Here is an 18,098-nt window from a genome sequence, read left to right on the forward strand (position 1 = left end):
TTAAGGATTCGCCATGCCCGCACGCATGTCTCATGCCCGTGCCACCGCCGTGGTGCTGGGCTGCGCCTCGCTGGCCCTCGCCGTGAGCGTCCCCGCCCAGGCGGCCGCGCACCACCACGGCAAGGGGATCGAGCGCGCCGTACTTCCCGCAGGCGACGGCTGGGCCGCGGCCGAGGGCTCCACCACGGGCGGCTCGACTGCCACTCCCGATCACATCTACACCGTCACGAACCGCGCCGAACTCATCGCGGCCTTCGAGGACGCGGGCGACGCCCCCAAGATCATCAGAATCGCCGGCACCATCCACGGCAACTCCGACGTCAACGGCACCCCGATCGGCTGCGAGGAGTACGAGCAGGACGGCTACACCCTGGAGAACTACCTCGCGGCCTACGACCCCGCGGTCTGGGGCACGGCCGAGGTCCCGTCGGGTCCGCTGGAGGACGCCCGCGTGGCCTCCGCGAAGCTGCAGGCGGCCGCGGTCAACGTGAACGTCCCGTCCAACACCACGCTCGTCGGTGTCGGCAACGACGCGACGATCATCGGCGCCAGCCTGCAGGTGAAGGGCGTCTCCAACGTCATCATCCGCAACATCGCCTTCGAGGACACCTACGACTGCTTCCCCCAGTGGGACCCCACCGACGGGGCGAACGGCGCCTGGAACTCCGAGTACGACAACCTCGTCGTCTACGGCTCCACCCACGTCTGGGTCGACCACAACACCTTCAGTGACGGCGACCGGCCCGACGCCGACCAGCCCCACTACTTCGGCCAGGTGTTCCAGCAGCACGACGGGCTCTTCGACATCGTCCGCGGCGCCGACCTCGTCACCGTCTCGTGGAACGTCCTCAAGGACCACGACAAGACCATGCTCATCGGCAACAGCGACGGCGCCGGGGCGAGCGACCGCGGCAAGCTCCGCGTCACGCTGCACCACAACCTCTTCAAGGACGTGAAGGAGCGCGCGCCCCGGGTCCGCTTCGGCCAGGTCGACTCGTACAACAACCACTTCGTCGCCACCGAGGGCGCCGCCTACGGCTACTCGTACGGCATCGGAGCCGAATCCAAGCTCGTCGCCGAGCACAACGCGTTCTCCGTCACCCGCGACTTCGACAAGGCGACCATCCTCAAGAAGTGGTCCGAGTCCTCGCTCACCGCGGACGACAACTACGTCAACGGGCGGAAGACCGACCTGATCGCCGTGCACAACGCGGGCGTGCCCGCCGAGCAACTCACCGAGGGCGCCGGCTGGACACCCGAGCTGCGCACGAAGGTCGACCACCCGCTCGTCGTCCCCGTGCTCGTCGCCCTCAAGGCCGGAGCGGGCAAGGCATCGGGCCGCTGAGGACGCACCCCTGAACCGGCCGGAGCGGCACCGCATTCTCTCCACCACCCCGGAGAGAGCCGCTCCGGCCCCCACTCCCCGCCTCCCACGTCAGGAGTACCGCCATGCCCAGCAGACGCAGCGCGCTGTCACTGCTCGCCGGCGCGGGCGCCGCCCTCGTCGTCGGTGTACCCACCGCACACGCCCGGCCCGCGCGGCACCGCCCGTTCGGCCGCTACGGCTCACCGGCCCGCCGCCTGGACTCCCGCACGCTCTACGTCGACCCGCGGGGCCGGGGCGACCACACCGACGTCCGGTCGGCCGTGGCCGCAGCCACCGGTACGGGGCACACCCTGGTGCTCGCCCCCGGCATCTACCGCGGAACGCTCACCGTCACGGCAGACCGGGCCGGTCTCACCCTCATCGGTGCGAGCGGCGACCCGCGGGACACCGTCATCGTGCACAACAACGCGGCCGGGACCCCCAAGCCCGACGGCTCGGGCACCTACGGCACCAGCGGGTCGGCCACGGTCACGGTCCAGGCCGCCGACTTCACCGCCCGCGACCTGACCTTCGCCAACGACTGGCTGCGCTCCGACAACCCCGAGTACACCGGCACCCAGGCCGTCGCCATCAAGGTCCAGGGCGACCGTTCGGCGTTCTACCGCTGCCGCTTCCTCGGCCACCAGGACACGCTGTACGCCGACTCGCTCTCCCTGACCGCGTTCGCCCGCCAGTACTACCGCGACTGCTTCATGGAGGGTGACGTCGACTTCGTGTTCGGCCGCGCCACCGCCGTCTACGACCGCTGCCACTTCCGCACCCTGACCCGTACCGACCTCGCATCGGCCCCGTACGGCTTCGTCTTCGCGCCCAGCACCGCCGGTGCCAACCCGCACGGCTACCTGGTCCTCGGCTCCCGCGTCACCAGCACCGCCCCCGACGCGTACTACAAACTGGCCCGCCCCTGGGTGCCCTCGTCCGACCTCACCGCACGGCCGATGCTGACCGTCCGCGACAGCCACCTCGGCGCGGGCATCGACGCCGCCACGCCCTACGCCACCATGTCCGCAGGCTTCCCCTGGCAGGACCAGCGCTTCGCTGAATACCGCAACACCGGTCCCGGCGCACGCATCACCGTCCCCGGCAACCGCCCCCAGCTCGGCGCGTCCGAGGCCCGCTCGCACACCCTCGCCCACTACCTCGGCGACTGGCGGCCCGGCGTGTGACCGTCGGGATCATCGAACGGGTACGCCTGGCCGGACACCGGGCCGGTCGCCGCCCGGCCCGTTGCGCGGTGCCGGGTTCGGCGGGCCAACGGGTCCGCAGATCCGTGCGGCGCGTGATCGTTTCGAAGTCGGCAGCGTAGTGGAGGAGCGTGAGGTCCGACATTTCGGCGACGGCGACGGCGACGGCGAGGACGACGAGGCCGACCGGCCCCGCCGAGCGGTGCTCACAGGTGGTGCAACCGTTCTGGTTCGGCAATCGCCCCTGAGGCTGCGAAGGGCCACGGTCCGGCGCTGCCCGCGCGGACCGTGGCCCCTGTGCCTGATCCCGACGGAGACCCTAGTCGTAACTGATGTCCGACGAGGAGTAGCGGCAGTACGTGCCGTCCGGGCCGCTGCCGGTCTCCTTCGGCTCGGCGCCGGTGCTGTTGCCCGTGTAGCGGACACAGGGCTTGATCTTCTTGCTGCTGTCGCCGTGGATGCGTACCGAGCGCAGGGTGGCGGTGTCCCCGTAGTTGGTGTTGATGCCGACCAGGGACTTGCCCGGCGCGGTCACATCGACGTCGTTGACGGTGATGGTGCGCTTGTACTGCGTGGAGCAGTTGCCGCAGGAACGGACCAGCTTGCCGAAGTCGGAGACCTGGAACTTCGTGATGGTCAAACTGCCCGCGCCGTTGAACTGGAAGACCTTGTCGGAGGCCTTCCTGGCACCGCCGCCGTTCACCGTGTACACGGCACCCGACGAGGTTCCCTTGAAGGACGCGGCGTCCTCGCCGACGTCCTCCCACCAGACGTTCTGGAGCGTACAACTGCCGGAGCAGTGAATGCCGTCGGCGGCGGGCGAGCCCAGGATGACGTTCTTCAGCGTCGCCCCGTCCTTCAGCTTGAAGATCGGGTCCTGGCCCTCGTCCTGGCCTCCGTCGCCGAGGTCGCCGCTCCCGTAGAAGCGCTTCAGGCCGCCGTCGTACGTCCCCGAGACCTCGATGGTCGACGAGACGGCCTGGCTGCCCTTGGCCGTGGGCCAGGCGGGCACCGCGGCGGCGGCCGCGCCGGCCGGCTGGAGCATCACGTTGGTGGCCAGGGCGGCGCCGGTGAGACCCAGCGCCGCGGTCAGCGCGGCGGCCATGCGGCGGCGGCCGGGGCGGCGCCGGTGGGTGGGCCGGCGTGCGGCTCGTTCCCTCATAGTCGGTGTTCCGTTCCTAGGGGGTGGGGGAGTGTTCCGCCTCTTGGTCGCCACCGCCCCGCGAAAGGGTTGCCGCTGCTCCGGATCAATTTCCCCCGGGCTCCGCGCTCAGCGGGACTCGGAGAAGTCGCCGCCCACCGAGGCCGGTTCACCGGCGGCGCGGGCCCGCGCCGTGTAGTCGTCCCGCCCGGCGTCGCGGACGCCCTCCGCGTGGTTGTACTGCCCCGCGAAGGTGTACGTACCTGCCCGCACGTTCCGTCCCGGCTTCAGCGTCCACCGGTAGACGAGGAAGCCGTCCTCCTCCTGTGCGGAGGCCACGAAGTCCTCCTCCGGCAGGGAGCGCCAGGAGCCCGTGGTGTTCACCCCGCCGTTCAGTGCGACCCGGAGCTCGACGGTGAGCGCGGAGAGCGGCCGCGTGGTCCTGAGCGTCACATTGCTCTGCGCCCAGTACCTGTTGCTGTGGGGGTCGACCGAACCGTCCGACCACAGCGGCCCGTTCTCGGCGGGCAGCGCACCGCCCCGCGAGGGGGCCTGCGACGCAGGAGCGGGTGACACGGGATCGGCGGCCACCTGCTGCCCCGCCCGCCCCTTGTCCGGCTCACCCTGCCCCGCCGATACGACGGTGACCGCGCCGACCGCCAGCACCCCGCACACCGCCGCAGTCGCGCCCACGACCCGAAGCCACGGTTTCGCGGCGTGCGGTGCGCGCAGGGACCGGCCGGCCGGCGGCTCCTCGGTCATGCCGCGCTCGATCCGGGCCAGCATCCGCTCCCGGTCGGGGCGGTGCGAAGTGGCGGCGTGATGCAGCCGCTCGCGCAGGTCGTCGTCCATCAGTGCCTTCCTCCGCTGCGCTGCCCCGCGACGGCCACCTGCACCTGCGCGGCCGGGACCTCGGGTCCCAGCAGCCGTTGCAGCTCCGCCACACCGCGCGAGGTCTGGCTCTTCACCGTACCGACCGATATCCCGAGCACCAGCGAGGTGTCCCGCTCGGACAGATCGAAAGCGTGCCGCAGCACCACGCACGCCCGCTTGCGGAACGGCAGCCTGCGCAGGGCCCCCTGCACGTCCACCACCGCCGACACATCGGGGTCGTCCACGGCGTATCCGTCCCCGGACCCGCGCGGCGCCCAGAACAGCGCGATCCTGCGGCGCTCGCGCACGGCGCTGCGGATGCGCGTACGGGCCAGGTTGGCGACGACCCCGCGCGCGTACGCGACGGGGTGGTCGGCGCCCCTGACCCGGTCCCAGCGGTGCCAGAGCGCCATCAGCGCATCGGCCGCCAGGTCGTCCGCCGCGTCGGCCTCACCGGTCAGCAGATGGGCGAGCCGGGCGAGTTCGGCGTAGTGCGCCTCGAAGAACGCATGGAACTCGGCAGCAGCAGCATCGTCGACGACTGTGCCCACGGGTACCTCTCTCTGCACTCGGATCCCTGCACGCTCGAAGGCGCTGTGTACGTTCTCACTTCAGCCCGCGGGGACGAGAGCGTACCAACGCGCACCCCGGAAGCGCTTCGACGAGGGTGCGTACCCAGTAAGGCGTAACACAGCGAAAACCAGAACCCCCTGCGACAGGTGAACAATCCAGCCACCCGTCGCGGGTTCTTCACCCTTCACGTACTCGATCACCAACGGCATCGGGGCGGGCTTCCTCGCCTGCGTCGTGATCAAGACCGTTCTCGGCAGGGCCCGGGAGATCCACCGGCTGCTGCGGGGCACCTCGGAGCTGTTCGCGGTGCACTTCGCCATCGACCCGATCGAGCAGCTGCTCGGGGTGAAGCAACCGGCCCGGTGGGTTCCGGCAGCCGCCGGAACCCACCGGCTGTCAGCTCTCCAGGGCCGCCTTCATCATCTTCTGTGCGATCGGCGCCGCCAGCCCGTTGCCGCTGACCTCCGAGCGGGCCGCCCCCGAGTCCTCGACGACCACCGCGACCGCGACCTGCTTCCCGGTGGACCCGTCCTTCGCGTACGAGGTGAACCAGGCGTACGGGGTGTTGCTGTTGTCCACACCGTTCTGCGCCGTACCCGTCTTGCCGCCGACCTCCGCACCGCCGATCCGGGCGTTGGTGCCGGTGCCCTTCTCCACGACGGTGACCATCGCACTGCGCAGCTGCTCGGCCGTCGATTCCGAGACCACCCGCTCGGTGTCGCCGTCCTCGAACTCCTGCAACGCGGAACCGCCGGCGTCGGTCACCTTGGAGACCATGTGCGGCGCGGCCAGCTCACCGCCGTTGGAGAGGGCCGCCGAGACCATGGCCATCTGCATCGGTGTCGCCGTCACCTCGAACTGGCCGATACCGGTCAGCGCGGTCTGTGCCTTGTCCATGCCCGTCGGGTACACGCTCTCGGCGGCCCGCACCGGCACGTCCAGCTTCTCGGTGTCGAAGCCGAACGCGTCCGCCATCGCCTTCAGTTCGTCCTGGCCGAGGTCGGCGGCCACCTTCGCGAAGACGTTGTTGCAGGAGTACTGGAGCGCGGTGCGCAGCGTGGCGTTCTCGCAGGGGGCGGAGGGGTTCTCGTTCGTCAGGACCGTCGTCGTGCCCGGCAGGGTGTACGGGTCGGGGCTGTCGGTGGGCTCGTCGACCGAGTCGTACAGGCCGTCCTCGAGCGCCGCCGACGCCACCACCAGCTTGAAGGTCGAGCCCGGCGGGAGCGGCTGCCGCAGCGCCCGGTTGACCAGGGGTTTGTCCTTGTCGTCGAGCAGCTTCTGCCAGGTGTCGCCGTCGGTCGTCCCGCTGATGCCGGACGGGTCGTACGACGGGGAGGAGACCATTCCGAGGATCCGGCCGGTCTCCGGATCCATGGCGACGGCTGCGCCCCGGTCGTCCCCGAGCGCCTCGAAGGCCGCCTTCTGGACGTCCGGATCGATGGTCGTCAGCACCTGGCCCGGGGCCGTCTGCTCGCCGGTGAGCACCGCGGCGGGATCCTTCAGCCGGTCGTCGGTGCCGTCGAGCACATCGCTGTAGATGCCTTCGAGCTGGGTGGCGCCGTAGGCCTGCGAGCTGTAGCCCGTGACCGCGGCGTACAGCTCACCCTGGGTGTAGGTCCGCTTGTGGCGGAGATCGCCGCCCTTGGTCTCCTTCGAACCGGTGACCGGCGAGCCGGCCACGATGATGTCACCGAGCGGCTGCGCGTACTGCGCGATCGTGTTCCGCCGGTTGTGCTCGTCGTCTGCGAGCGCCCGGGCCTCGTACGCCTGCACCCAGGTCGCCCGCACCAGCAGGGCGAGAACCATCAGCAGACAGAAGACCGAAGCGCGCCTGATTGTCTTGTTCATCCCGCTGGAGGGACGAGCGGGGGCGCCCGGGACGTTCCCGTTCGTGTCCCTTCTCACCCTTTTCTCAGGCTGCCGTTCCCTCGGGGCCGCAGCGGTCGGCCAGGAGTGATGAACCCCGACTCGTACGCCGCGATCACCGCCTGCGTACGGTCCCGGGCCCCGGTCTTCGCGAGCACCGCCGCCACATGCGTCTTCGCCGTTGCCGTCCCGACCGTCAGCCGCCCGGCGATCTCCGCGTTGGTCAGGCCCGCCGCCATCAGCCGCAGCACCTCCGCCTCCCGCTCGGTCAGCCGCGCCACCCAGGGCGGCGCGGCGGCCGCCTGCCGCCTGCCGTACTCGGCGGCCAGGCCGCGCACCGCGGCGGGGAACAGCAGCGAGTCGCTGCGGGCCACCAGCCGTACCGCCTGGACCAGATCCTCGGCCGCGGCCCGCTTCAGCAGGAAGCCGGCGGCCCCGGCGCGCAGGGCTTCGTACACGTAGGAGTCGTGTTCGAAGGTGGTGACGACGACGATCCGCGGCGGATCATCCAGCGTGCCGAGGATCTGCTCGGTTGCCCGGATGCCGTCGATCTCCGGCATCCGCACGTCCATGAGCACCACATCGGGCCGCAGCTCACGGACCACGGAAACCGCCTCGGCGCCCGTGGCCGCCTCGCCGACGACCTCCAGGCCGGCTTCCGCGTCGAGGATCACGCGCAGCGCCGTACGGACCATGCACTCGTCGTCGGCGACGACGATACGGACCGTGCCGCCGCTCATGGGTTCTCCCGTCCGGGGCTGTGCAGGGGGAGGCGGGCGGTGAGCCTCCATACGCCGTCGGCGCCCGGTCCCGAGCGTGTGCTGCCGCCCAGCAGCACGGCCCGTTCGGCGATGCCACGCAGCCCGCGCCCGCCTCCGGGACGTACCACCGCCACCCGGCCGGGCAGCGGATTGTCCATGGTGATCTCCAGTTCGCGTGCGTCCACCGCGATCCGGAGCTCGACCCGCGTACCGCTGCCGCCGTGCCGCAGCGCGTTGCTCAGGCCCTCCTGCACGATCCGGTACGCCTCCCTGGACACGGCGTGCGGAACCTGTTCCGGGTTGCCCCCGGCCGTGTACGCCACGGGGATCCCGCAGTGTGCCAACAGCCCGTCCAGCGCATCGAGCGCAGGGCCCTGCGCCTCGTCCTCCCCGTGCCGCAACAGGCCCAGTACGGTGTCGAGTTCGCCGACCGTGCGGCGCGTCGTCTCCTCGATCGCCGTCAGCGCCTCCCGTACGAACGCGGGATCGCTGTCCAGCACCCTGCGGGCCGCACCGGCCTGGAGCGTGACCGCGCTCAGCGCATGCCCCACCGAGTCGTGCAGCTCCCGGGCGAGCCGGTTGCGTACCGCCAGATCGGCCGCCCGGCGCTCCGCGGCGGCCAGTCGGTCGTCGGGCGTCGGACCCAGCAGCACCGGAGCCCGGCCGGCCAGCACCGCACCGGCCGCGGCCGCACAGCCGGCCTGCGCCACCAGCATCGCGAGCCCGGCGAGCGGCGCCAGGGCGAGGATCCAGGGCCGGTCCAGCACCTCGGGCAGACCCAGCGACGGCGAATCCCGCACACTCGGGAAGAACGGCAGCATCATCACGCCCACCGCGAACGGGGTCAGCGCGAGCGTCAGCCCGCTGATGACGCCGCCGAGCGCCACATGCAGGGTGAACCAGCCCGAGGTCCGGGCCCGCGCCTGCCAGGTTTTGGCGGGACCGTCGGCGAGCCCCTGTGCCGGGATCCCGCACAGGGCGCGGGCCGCCGCCACCGACAGCGGGCGCACGAGCGGGAAGAGGCTGGTGACCGCGGCCATCGGCAGCGCGAACGCGAACGCGGTGAACTGGTCGGCGGGCGAGGAGAGGACGGCTCCGGAACTGTACGAGCCGACGATCACCGTGCCGACCAGGAAGTACGGCATCAGCAGCGCGCCACCGATGATCAGATGCAGCCAGCGCAGCCGGGCCCGGCGCCCGAGGAGCAGGGTCACGCGCGGGGGCCGGCCGTCTTCGCCGTCGCCGCGCGCTCCGCGAAGAAGTACGCGCCCAAGGTGACGACGAGCATCCCGACCAACATCTGCACAGCGTAGGTCAGGCCCATCCCGGCCGTGGGCCGGTCGGCCATCTCCTCGACGCCGGCCAGTGAGGCGATGCTCAGCCAGCCGCCCGAGCAGGCCGCCGCCCCGGAGCCGGCCCAGGCAAGCGCGAGCGGCACCTCGAGGGAGAGTCCGCCGATGCGGCGGAAGGCGAGCAGCAGCACCCCCGCGACGGCGGCGGCGACGAAGAGGGCGTCGAGCGCCTGGAGCGCGTAGAAGTCGTCGGTACGTTCCGCGATCCGGGTTCCGTCGAGGCCCGCGGTCGAACCCGCGGCCCAGGCCAGATGCATCGTGGCGGGTACGACGGCGAGCAGCGAGGCGGCGACAGCGCCGACGCGCAGGGCGGGACCGGTGGGGCTCGGGGGCAGATCGCGCAGGGCGCCCTGCCAGAGGTGGCCCCAGCGGTCCCGCGCGTACAGGGCGAACAGGGTGCCGAGCGCGAGGCCCTGGACGATGAAGCCGGGGTAGACGACCGCGAACACCCAGTCGTCCAGGAAGGAACGCGAGTCGGCGGTGCCCGGACCCCTGCCGCTGAGGGCGCCGACCAGCAGCTGCAACGGGAAGCCGGCCATGATCGGCAGGAGCAGCCCGCTCGCGATCCACACCGGCAGGACGAGCAGCCAGGCCCGGACGCGCCGGCCCCAGGTCTGGGTGAGCAGCAGGGCGAGGACGATCACGCTGCCGTCCATCAGCACCGTCCCGCCGTTGGCCACCGCCATCGTGGTGGGGTGGTCGAGCAGAGGGCTGCCGTCCGGGATGCCGAGGTGACTGCCCGCGATCCAGGCGACCTTGAGCGACAGATAGGGCAGGCAGGAGACGATTGCGAGGATGCGGAGCAGGACGCGGGCCCGGCCGGTACGGACGGGTGGTGGGGCGCTGCGGGTGCGGGGTGCGAGCGGTGTCTGTGTCATGACACCCACGCTTCCGTGCGGCGCTCGTCCGCACGTCCTGCGCTGCGACGATCCGCCTCCGCCGCACGGGGGAGAGGCCCTCGCCCTTCCGTGCGGCGGCCGGTGTGTCAGGCGTCCAGCCGCAGGAGCACCTCGTCGGTCTCTTCGCCCCGGGCGTGCGCATAGCCCCGGTCCGCGCCGGTCACGGTGAACCCGCACTTCTGCAGCACCCGCACCGAACCGGTGTTGTCGGCCGCGGCCCGCGCATGGAGTGGACGCTCCGGTACGGCGTCGAGCATTGCCCGCAGCGCGGCGGTCGCCAGCCCCCTGCCCCAGTGAGCCCTGTCCAGCCAGTACGTCACCTCACGCTCGGCCGGCGGCCCGTACACCCCCACGCTGCCGACCACCACGTCGTCCGCGAGCACCGTGCGCATGATCACCGTGTCGGAGGCGCGGATGCGCTGCCAATGGGCGTCGAACATGGCGCGGTCGGAGGGGTCGGCGCTGGTGAAGGCTGCCATCCGGACCGCCTCCGGGTCTCTCATGAACGCGAAGAACAGCGGAAGGTCGCCGTCCCGCACCTCGCGCAGTGTGAGTCGCACGGTGTCAGAGCCTCCGGGTCGCGAGGGTCAGCCGGTCGCGGGCGTCGAACAGGGCGTCCTTGACCATCTGTTCGTGCGCGGGCGTGAGCCGGGCGACCGGCACCGAGCAGCTGATCGCGTCGCGCGCCGGGGTGCGGTACGGGATCGCGACCCCGAAGCAGCGCAGTCCCAGCGTGTTCTCCTCACGGTCCACCGCGTACCCCTGCTCGCGGATGAGGTGCAGTTCCTCGATCAGCTTCTCGCGGTCGGTGAGGGTGTGCTCCGTCAGCGCGGGCAGCGTCTCGGGCAGCATCTTGCGTACCTGCTCGTCGCTGTGGGTGGCCAGCAGCGCCTTGCCCAGCGAGGTGGAGTGGGCGGGCAGCCGGCGGCCGACGCGGGTGAAGGGACGCAGGTAGTGCTGGGACTGTCGGGTGGCGAGGTACACCACGTTCGTCCCGTCCAGACGGGCCAGGTGGATGGTCTCCGTGGTGTCGTCGGAGAGCCGGTCCAGGGTCGGACGGGCGGCGGCGACGACCTCGTCCCCGTCGATGTACGAGGTGCCGACGAGCAGGGCGCGCACCCCGATCCCGTACCGCGTGCCCGTCGCGTCGGTCTCGACCCAGCCCAGCTCCACGAGCGTGCGCAGCAGCATGTAGAGGCTGGACTTGGGATAACCGACGGCCTCCTGCACGGCGGCCAGTGAGTGCATACCGGGGCGCCCCGCGAAGTATTCGAGGAGCTCCACCGTCCGTACCGCAGACTTGACCTGTGTCCCACCGGACTCGGCAACCGACATCGCCCTATGCCCCTTCCAGCCTTCTTGTACAACCTGCGCAACGCTGCGACTTCTTGCCAACACGGAACGCCCGGAAATAGAGTCCCCTGCATATTCACGATCAGGAACTCTGTTCAGAATACCGAACAACTCCTGATGTGTGGCAGTGGACCGGAAGGAAACACGGTGGCAGCAGCACCAGTCTGGAGTGTCGACCCCCGAACCGGGAACCCGCGTGAGCAGGTTGCGGTGGAGGCTACAGCGGAGGAGGTCGACCGCGTGGTCCGGGCCGCGCATGCCGTACGCGACGCGCTGGCCGACCGCACGGTGCGCGCCGCATTCCTGCGGACCGCGGCGGATCTGCTCGCCGGGGCCAAGGAGCACGTCATCGAGGCCGCCGACGCGGAGACCGCACTCGGCCCGGCCCGGCTCACCGGCGAACTCGCCCGTACAGCGGCCCAGTTGCGGGCCTTCGCGGAGGTCGTCGAGGAGGGGTCCTTCCTCGACATCCACATCGACCACGAGGACGGCAGCAGGACCCCGCCCTGGCCGGACCTGCGCCGCTACAAGATCCCGCTCGGCGTCGTCGCCGTCTACGCGGCCAGCAACTTCCCGCTCGCCTTCTCCGTCCCCGGTGGCGACACCGCGAGCGCGCTCGCGGCCGGCTGCCCGGTCGTCGTCAAGGCGCACCCCGACCACCCCGCCACCTCCGAACTCTGCGCCTCGCTCCTGCGCAGGGCGGCCGCACAGAACGGGCTGCCCGAGGACGTGGTGAGCGTGGTGCACGGCTTCGACGCGGGCGTCGAGCTGGTCAAGCACCCCCTCGTGTCCGCCGCCGGGTTCACCGGCTCGATCCGCGGTGGCCGGGCCCTCTTCGACGCGGCTGCGGCCCGGCCCACCCCGATCCCCTTCCACGGCGAGCTCGGCTCCCTCAACCCCGTCGTCATCACGGCGGCGGCCGCCGCCGAACGCGGTGAGCAGATCGGCACCGGGCTCGGCGGCTCCATGACCATGGGCGCCGGACAGTTCTGCACCAAGCCCGGCTTCGTCTTCGCCCCGTCCGGCGAGGCCGGTGACCGGATGCTGAAGTCCCTCACCGAGGCGGTCAGTGACACCGGTGCGGGCGTCATGCTCGACCACCGGATGCGGGACGCCTTCGTCGCGGGAGTGGCCGAGAGGGCAGCACTCGCCGATGTGGAGGCACCCGTCACCCCCGGCGCCGGAAGCGAGCACACCGTCTCCGCGGGCTTCCTGACCGTCCCCGCCCGGCGGCTGGCCGCCGAAGGGCCGCACGACGCACTGCTGGAGGAGTGCTTCGGCCCGGTCACCGTCGTCGCACGCTACGACTCCGAGGACGAGATCACCGCTGTCCTCTCCCGCCTCCCCGGCAACCTCACCGCCACCCTCCAGATCGCCACCGAGGAGGCCGACGGCAGCGCCGCAGGCCTGCTCGCGGCGCTCACCCCGCTGGCCGGACGCGTCCTGGTCAACGGCTGGCCGACCGGTGTCGCCGTCGCCCCCGCCCAGCACCACGGCGGCCCCTACCCGGCCACCACCTCCACCTCCACCTCGGTCGGCGCAACGGCGATCGAACGCTGGCTGCGCCCGGTCAGTTACCAGTCGACACCCGAGGCACTCCTCCCGCCGGAGCTGCGCGAGGACAACCCGCAGGGTCTGCCCCGCCGGGTCGACGGGCGCCGCGTATGACCGTGCGCCTCCCCGAACTGCCCTTCCCGCTGGAGCCGTTCGGTCCGGAGGGTTCCTGGGGGTACGAGGAGGGTGTGCTGACCGGCAGGGCGGGCGCCCGGCAGGACCGCTTCGTCCCGCCGGGCGGCGACGCCCTGGAACCCGCCTCCGACGCCCCGCGACTGCTGGGCGCCGTGCCGGAGGGCGACTTCCAGCTGGTCGCCCGGGTGAAGGTGGGCTTCGCGGCGGCCTTCGACGCGGGAGTGCTCTACCTCCACGTGGGCGAGCGGGAGTGGGCGAAGCTCTGCTTCGAACTCTCCCCGGACCGCCCCACCATCTGTACGGTCGTGACCCGCGGCCACTCCGACGACGCCAACTCCTTCGTGGTGGACGGCGACACCGTCTGGCTGCGGCTCAGCCGTACCGGCAACGCGTTCGCCTTCCACGCCTCGGTGGACGGCGAGAGGTGGACCTTCGTCCGCGTCTTCGCCCTCGGTACGGAGCGGGCCCCGGTACTGGCCGGCTTCCTGGCCCAGTCGCCCACGGGTGAGGGCTGCGCGGTGGCCTTCGACCGGATCGCGTACCGGCCGGCCGGCTTCGGCGACCTGCGCGACGGCAGCTGACGATCAGCAGTGCTCACCCTCCGGCCCCGGCCGGAGGGTGAGCTGCGACGGGCAGCTCAGTCCACTCCTTCACAGGACGAGCCAGAAATATCCGACCAGGCCGACGGGCGTCAGGACGCACAGCAGTCGCGTCGCCAGGAACACAACGGACAGGGCCTTCCACGCTCTTGCCTGCCGGGCGCAGGAGCGACGCAGCGCGTCCCGGGGACGTCCTACGGCTCGATGAACGCCGGCGTCAGATGGGCGGGGGCCAGCAGCGCCCGGTGTGCCGCAGCCCGCTCCAGCAGTGCCTCGCGGGAGGCGCGGGCCGTGTCCGGGTCGCGCTCGTGGGCGTAGGCGACGGCAGGGTCGGCCAACTGGACGGCGTGCACCAGTGCGTCGCCGGTGACGACGATGTCCCGGCCGCCGGACTGTTCGACAAGGACGGACTGGTGGCCCGGTGTGTGCCCGGGCGTGGGAAGCAGAGTCACCCCGTGTCCGAGCCGGTGCTCCCCGTGCACCTCGTCGAGCTGTCCCGTGGCGCCAAGCGGTTCGACGACCCACTGCCACACAGGGTCCGACCGATCCAGGGCAGCCGTCTCCGCGTGCTGGACGACGTAACGGGCCTCGGGGAACATGGGGTCCCCGGCAGCTGTCGTCGACCAGCCCACATGGTCCTCGTGCAGGTGGGTCAGGGCGACAGCCACCACATCCACCGGTGCGATCCCGGTCTCGGCGAGTGCCTCCGGCAGCCGGCCGGGTACCGGGCACCACGGAGCGCCGGGCCCCTCGGCCGGCCCGACGCCCGCGTCGACGAGGACCCAGCGCCCGCCGGGCCGCTCGATCGCGAAGCACCAGAAGTTCAGCCGCCATGTGCCGTCCGGCCCCCGAGAGCCGGGATCGAGGGAGGCCGCGCGTTCCCAGTCACGCTCGCCGCGCCGGGAAAGGCGAGCCGTTCCGGCTCGAAGAACGTGCCTGCGGCGTCCAGCAACGCGAGAACGTTTCCGTGCCGTTCCACAATGGGCCCTCCTTCTGACGCAGCTGCACACGGCCCGCGGGAGCCGGCCGGGGGCTCCAGGATGCACGTCCCGGACCGATGACCGGCGCCGGGGACCATGCCGCGGGTCACATACCCAAGCCTTCCTCCACGTACGTGAATTGTTTTGTCCCGACCCAGCAACCTGCGGGCCACCGGTGGCGACCCAGGAGTGCACTCCGTACTCCGTCGTACCGAGAGAGGGACCCCCCATGCGCACCCATCTCCGCAGCCGCCGCAGCCGCATCACAGCATTGGCCGCCGCCTCCACCGTCGCCGCCCTTGCCGTCGCGGTGCTCCCCAACTCCGCAGGCGCCGCCGAGTCCAGCCCGGTGGGCTTCGGCGCGGGCACCACCGGCGGCGGCAGCGCTGCAGCGACGACCGTCAGCAGCCTCGCCGCGTTCAAGACGGCCGTCACCGGCGACACCGCCAAGACGGTCAAGGTGAGCGGGCTCATCTCGCTCAGCGGTCAGGTCGACATCGGCTCCAACACCACCGTGCTCGGTGTCGGTTCGTCCTCCGGATTCACCGGCGGCGGCCTGCGCCTCAAGAGCGAGTCGAACATCGTCATCCGCAACCTGAACATCAGCAAGCCGCTCGCCCCCTCCGACGGCATCACCGTCCAGAACTCCACCAAGGTCTGGATCGACCACAACTCCTTCTTCGCAGACCGTGACCACGACAAGGACTACTACGACGGCCTGCTGGACATCACGCACGCCTCGGACAACGTCACCGTGTCCTGGAACACCTTCAAGAACCACTACAAGGGCAGCCTCGTCGGGCACAGCGACAGCAACGAGAGTGAGGACAAGGGCCATCTGCGCGTGACGTACCACCACAACCACTTCCAGAACATCTTCTCCCGCATCCCGAGCCTCCGCTTCGGCACCGGCCACTTCTACGACAACTACGTCGAGGGCGCGGACACCGCCGTGCACTCCCGTATGGGCGCGCAGATGCTGGTCGAGAACAACGTCTTCCGCAACACGAAGATCGCCATCACGACCAGCCGCAGCAGCGACGAGGACGGCTACGTGGTCCAGCGGGGCAACGACCTCGGCGGCGCGGCCACCGAGATCTCCCGGACGGGCTCGTTCACCACGCCGCCGTACTCCTACACGGCCGAGCCCGCCTCGTCCGTCGCGGCCTCGGTGACCGCGGGCGCGGGAGCCGGCAAGATCTGACCCACGACGGGTGAGTGAGGGGTGCGCGGTCCGGACGCGGGCGGCGCACCCCTCGGTTCGCGATCAGGCGCGCGGACCGAAGAACAGGCCGCCACTCGCGTCGATGACCTGACCGGTGATCCAGCACGCAGCATCGGAGGCCAGGAGCGCGACGACGTCGGCGACGTCATCGGGCCCGCCCGGCCGGTCGAGCGCGGTCGTTCCGACTGGGATTGAGTCCGGTGGTGGGGTGGGTGTATGCGCTCCTCGATGCGTGTGGAGGGTGCGGATGGGACGCCGGGCGGTAAAGGCAGTCGCCCGCCACGGCCGGGCACCGCTCTCGTCCCACCGTCGCCGGCTCTCGGAACACATGCATCTGATCGAGCATCCACCTAGGCTAAAAGTAGCCAATTGGGCCAGAAAGGTTCGAGTGGAGGCGCATGCGTGATGGCGAAGATCCTATTCATCGTGAGCGGAGCGACGTACTGGGTGCTCAAGGACGGCACGAGGTACGCGACCGGCTATTGGGCCGAGGAGTTCGCCAACCCATACAAGGCGGTCACGGATGCCGGCCACGAGGTCGTGGTCGCGACACCGGGCGGCACGACCCCGAACGTCGACATGATGAGCTTGCGCCCATCCATGGCGGGCGGTGAGCAGGGAGCCCTCGAACTAGAGGCCATCATCCGTGACGCGGAGGTGATGCGGCGGCCGCTCAAGCTGTCGGACGTTCGCCTCGAGGACTACGACGCGGTCTATCTGCCAGGCGGGCATGGTCCGATGTCGGACCTCGCGTTTGACGCCGACGCGGGCCGTCTGTTGACAGCGCAGCTCGCTTCGGGCAACCCGCTCTTCATCGTGTGCCACGCTCCCGCCGCGCTGCTGGCTACCAGGATCCACGGCGTGTCGCCTTTCAAGGGTTACAAGGTCACGGGCTTCACGAATGAGGAGGAAGAGGGCGTCGGACTGGCCTCCAGGGCAACGTGGCTGCTGGAGACCGACCTGAAGGAGAAGGTCGGCGTCCAGTACAGCCGTGGACCGATCTGGGAGCCGTACATGGTCGAGGACCGCAACCTGGTCACTGGGCAAAATCCCAACTCCGCGGCGGTCCTGGCGGAGCGGCTGCTGAAGATCCTCGTCTGAAGACCTGGTCGGACGGCCCGCGGCACAGTTCCGTCCGACCGCCCGGTGGGCGTGCGTCGCTTCTATTGTCCCGTCATGATGCCGCCGGTATCGCGATCGGGCGCCGCGCTCTCGGACACCCTGTCCGGCGTCGGACGGCACCGCCCCCACGCGATCTGAGTGAGGGCGATCGCGGGTCTGGGCGCTGGCCGGGGCGAACGGTTCGGCCGCCGTCGGTCACCTGATCGTGGACATCGACGGTGCGCTGGTCCTTGCGCACTCCGAGAGGCAGGACGCCTCCTGGAAGAAGACCTTCGGCCATCATCCGCTCGTCGCGTTCGTCGACCACGGCCAGGCCGGTTCCGGAGAGCCGGTGGCCGCGCTGCTGCGGCCCGGCAACGCCGGCTCCAAGACGAGATCACCCGGGCAATCGACCGGAGCAAAAGCCTTGCCGAGCCCCGGCTGACCCAGCGATCCGCACCACCACACGGGGAGTGGAACCCGGCGCCCACCCGACGCGACAACCGGGCCGTCAACCCCAGCCCCGAAAAGGCCGCCCCTCGCAAACAAGGGAGTCCCCGTCAGCACACCGACGAGGACTCATGAACGATCGAAGCCAGGGCCCGGGCCAAGGCCGGTCCACGTCCAGTGCTCGGCCGGGCCGCGCAGCCGTGCGAGGTGCTGCAAGCGCTTGAGCTGGCCGTTGCGTACGTCGTACCCGCCTACCGATCTGCCTAGCACGGACTCGTCAATGACCGCGCTCACCATGGGAGATGGCCACCTGGTGAGCGTCTCCTGACGTGCGAGCCGCGCGGTGACCCGCTGCTCGATGGTTGCTGCGTCCAGCAGGGGCTGTCGTGACAGGAAGGTTGTTCGCGCATACTCCTCCGTCTGGAGGAGGCCCGGAAACGTCAGCGTGCTGAAGAAGTTGATTTCCACCGCATCCGCCTCCAGCCGCGCATAGTCCCGGAACCACGCCGGATGCTTCACCCGCGACCGGGCCTTCGCCCGGGCAACGTCCTCCGTCGCGGCCCGCAGCAGCCCGCCCGCACCCAGCGCGTCGTCCGCCGCGTCCAGGAACTCCGGCTGTGGTGTCCGGCGTCCGCACTCCAGCGAGCGGACCAGGGCCTCGCTTT

Annotated in this window: 17 protein-coding genes and 3 pseudogenes; 8 read left to right on the forward strand and 12 right to left on the reverse strand. The window is 70.9% G+C overall.

Annotated elements, in window-relative coordinates:
* Window positions 1-13: 13 nt before the first annotated feature.
* Window positions 14-1,345, forward strand: a complete 1,332-nt coding sequence (locus ACFWBQ_RS31980) for a polysaccharide lyase family 1 protein (RefSeq protein ID WP_385504688.1) — start codon at window positions 14-16, stop codon at window positions 1,343-1,345.
* A gap of 104 nt (window positions 1,346-1,449) precedes the next feature.
* A complete protein-coding gene (locus tag ACFWBQ_RS31985) occupies window positions 1,450-2,553 on the forward strand; it encodes a pectinesterase family protein (RefSeq protein ID WP_385504708.1) in 1,104 nt (367 codons plus the stop codon).
* A 337-nt stretch (window positions 2,554-2,890) separates the two neighbouring features.
* Here ACFWBQ_RS31985 and ACFWBQ_RS31990 read toward each other — a convergent pair whose 3' ends face one another.
* From ACFWBQ_RS31990 to ACFWBQ_RS32000, 3 genes are all read right to left on the reverse strand, one after another.
* Window positions 2,891-3,733: a pectate lyase gene (locus ACFWBQ_RS31990; protein WP_385504719.1), complete on the reverse strand. Its 843-nt coding sequence runs from the start codon at window positions 3,731-3,733 to the stop codon at window positions 2,891-2,893.
* A 108-nt stretch (window positions 3,734-3,841) separates the two neighbouring features.
* Entirely contained in the window at window positions 3,842-4,564 is a 723-nt protein-coding gene (locus ACFWBQ_RS31995; protein ID WP_385504725.1) for a hypothetical protein, read from the reverse strand.
* On the reverse strand, window positions 4,564-5,136 hold the full coding sequence (locus ACFWBQ_RS32000) for a SigE family RNA polymerase sigma factor (protein WP_385504733.1): 573 nt from the start codon (window positions 5,134-5,136) through the stop codon (window positions 4,564-4,566). Before ACFWBQ_RS32000 ends, ACFWBQ_RS31995 begins: the two co-directional genes overlap by 1 nt.
* Before the next feature lie 202 nt (window positions 5,137-5,338).
* Between ACFWBQ_RS32000 and ACFWBQ_RS32005 the strand changes: the two are divergent.
* Window positions 5,339-5,509, forward strand: a pseudogene (locus ACFWBQ_RS32005) (NCS2 family permease); the annotation flags it as partial.
* A gap of 45 nt (window positions 5,510-5,554) precedes the next feature.
* Here the strand turns inward: ACFWBQ_RS32005 and ACFWBQ_RS32010 are convergent.
* The 6 genes from ACFWBQ_RS32010 to ACFWBQ_RS32035 all read right to left on the reverse strand — a co-directional run bounded on the left by ACFWBQ_RS32010 (window position 5,555) and on the right by ACFWBQ_RS32035 (window position 11,371).
* Window positions 5,555-7,006, reverse strand: a complete 1,452-nt coding sequence (locus tag ACFWBQ_RS32010) for a peptidoglycan D,D-transpeptidase FtsI family protein (protein WP_385504743.1) — start codon at window positions 7,004-7,006, stop codon at window positions 5,555-5,557.
* A 53-nt stretch (window positions 7,007-7,059) separates the two neighbouring features.
* Window positions 7,060-7,764, reverse strand: coding sequence for a response regulator (locus tag ACFWBQ_RS32015; protein WP_385504749.1), 705 nt, complete (start codon window positions 7,762-7,764; stop codon window positions 7,060-7,062).
* Window positions 7,761-8,999: a sensor histidine kinase gene (locus ACFWBQ_RS32020; RefSeq protein ID WP_385504761.1), complete on the reverse strand. Its 1,239-nt coding sequence runs from the start codon at window positions 8,997-8,999 to the stop codon at window positions 7,761-7,763. Before ACFWBQ_RS32020 ends, ACFWBQ_RS32015 begins: the two co-directional genes overlap by 4 nt.
* Complete coding sequence (locus tag ACFWBQ_RS32025) at window positions 8,996-10,015, reverse strand: hypothetical protein (protein ID WP_385504793.1); 1,020 nt, start codon at window positions 10,013-10,015, stop codon at window positions 8,996-8,998. The genes ACFWBQ_RS32020 and ACFWBQ_RS32025 overlap by 4 nt, the downstream gene beginning before the upstream one ends.
* A 107-nt stretch (window positions 10,016-10,122) precedes the next feature.
* Window positions 10,123-10,596: a GNAT family N-acetyltransferase gene (locus ACFWBQ_RS32030; RefSeq protein ID WP_385504808.1), complete on the reverse strand. Its 474-nt coding sequence runs from the start codon at window positions 10,594-10,596 to the stop codon at window positions 10,123-10,125.
* 4 nt (window positions 10,597-10,600) lie between these two features.
* The gene (locus ACFWBQ_RS32035) at window positions 10,601-11,371 is read right to left on the reverse strand and encodes an IclR family transcriptional regulator (RefSeq protein ID WP_385504838.1); all 771 of its coding nucleotides are present in this window, start codon (window positions 11,369-11,371) and stop codon (window positions 10,601-10,603) included.
* 165 nt (window positions 11,372-11,536) lie between these two features.
* Here ACFWBQ_RS32035 and ACFWBQ_RS32040 point away from each other — a divergent pair, with 165 nt between their 5' ends.
* Window positions 11,537-13,057 carry an aldehyde dehydrogenase (NADP(+)) gene (locus ACFWBQ_RS32040; RefSeq protein ID WP_385504841.1) on the forward strand — a complete coding sequence of 507 codons (1,521 nt, stop codon included), beginning with the start codon at window positions 11,537-11,539 and terminating at the stop codon, window positions 13,055-13,057.
* Window positions 13,054-13,659, forward strand: a complete 606-nt coding sequence (locus ACFWBQ_RS32045) for a DUF1349 domain-containing protein (RefSeq protein WP_385504845.1) — start codon at window positions 13,054-13,056, stop codon at window positions 13,657-13,659. Before ACFWBQ_RS32040 ends, ACFWBQ_RS32045 begins: the two co-directional genes overlap by 4 nt.
* Before the next feature lie 212 nt (window positions 13,660-13,871).
* Here ACFWBQ_RS32045 and ACFWBQ_RS32050 read toward each other — a convergent pair whose 3' ends face one another.
* Complete coding sequence (locus ACFWBQ_RS32050) at window positions 13,872-14,921, reverse strand: MBL fold metallo-hydrolase (protein WP_385504847.1); 1,050 nt, start codon at window positions 14,919-14,921, stop codon at window positions 13,872-13,874.
* Between ACFWBQ_RS32050 and ACFWBQ_RS32055 the strand changes: the two genes are divergently transcribed.
* Window positions 14,887-15,861 (forward strand): polysaccharide lyase family 1 protein, encoded by a 975-nt coding sequence (locus ACFWBQ_RS32055; protein WP_385504851.1) that lies wholly within the window; start codon window positions 14,887-14,889, stop codon window positions 15,859-15,861. The two genes, ACFWBQ_RS32050 and ACFWBQ_RS32055, sit on opposite strands and share 35 nt — an antisense overlap.
* A 63-nt stretch (window positions 15,862-15,924) precedes the next feature.
* Here ACFWBQ_RS32055 and ACFWBQ_RS32060 read toward each other — a convergent pair.
* A pseudogene (locus ACFWBQ_RS32060) lies at window positions 15,925-16,065 on the reverse strand (SDR family oxidoreductase); the annotation flags it as partial.
* A 222-nt stretch (window positions 16,066-16,287) separates the two neighbouring features.
* Here ACFWBQ_RS32060 and ACFWBQ_RS32065 point away from each other — a divergent pair.
* The gene (locus ACFWBQ_RS32065) at window positions 16,288-16,983 is read left to right on the forward strand and encodes a type 1 glutamine amidotransferase domain-containing protein (RefSeq protein WP_385504962.1); all 696 of its coding nucleotides are present in this window, start codon (window positions 16,288-16,290) and stop codon (window positions 16,981-16,983) included.
* Window positions 16,984-17,149: 166 nt separating this feature from the next.
* Window positions 17,150-17,413: pseudogene (locus tag ACFWBQ_RS32070) on the forward strand (transposase); the annotation flags it as partial.
* 149 nt (window positions 17,414-17,562) lie between these two features.
* Here the strand turns inward: ACFWBQ_RS32070 and ACFWBQ_RS32075 are convergent.
* Entirely contained in the window at window positions 17,563-17,952 is a 390-nt protein-coding gene (locus ACFWBQ_RS32075; protein WP_385504855.1) for a DUF5753 domain-containing protein, read from the reverse strand.
* Between the last annotated feature and the right edge of the window lie 146 nt (window positions 17,953-18,098).

It is taken from the genome of Streptomyces sp. NPDC060035 (genome assembly GCF_042736635.1).
Taxonomy (GTDB): Bacteria; Actinomycetota; Actinomycetes; order Streptomycetales; family Streptomycetaceae; genus Streptomyces.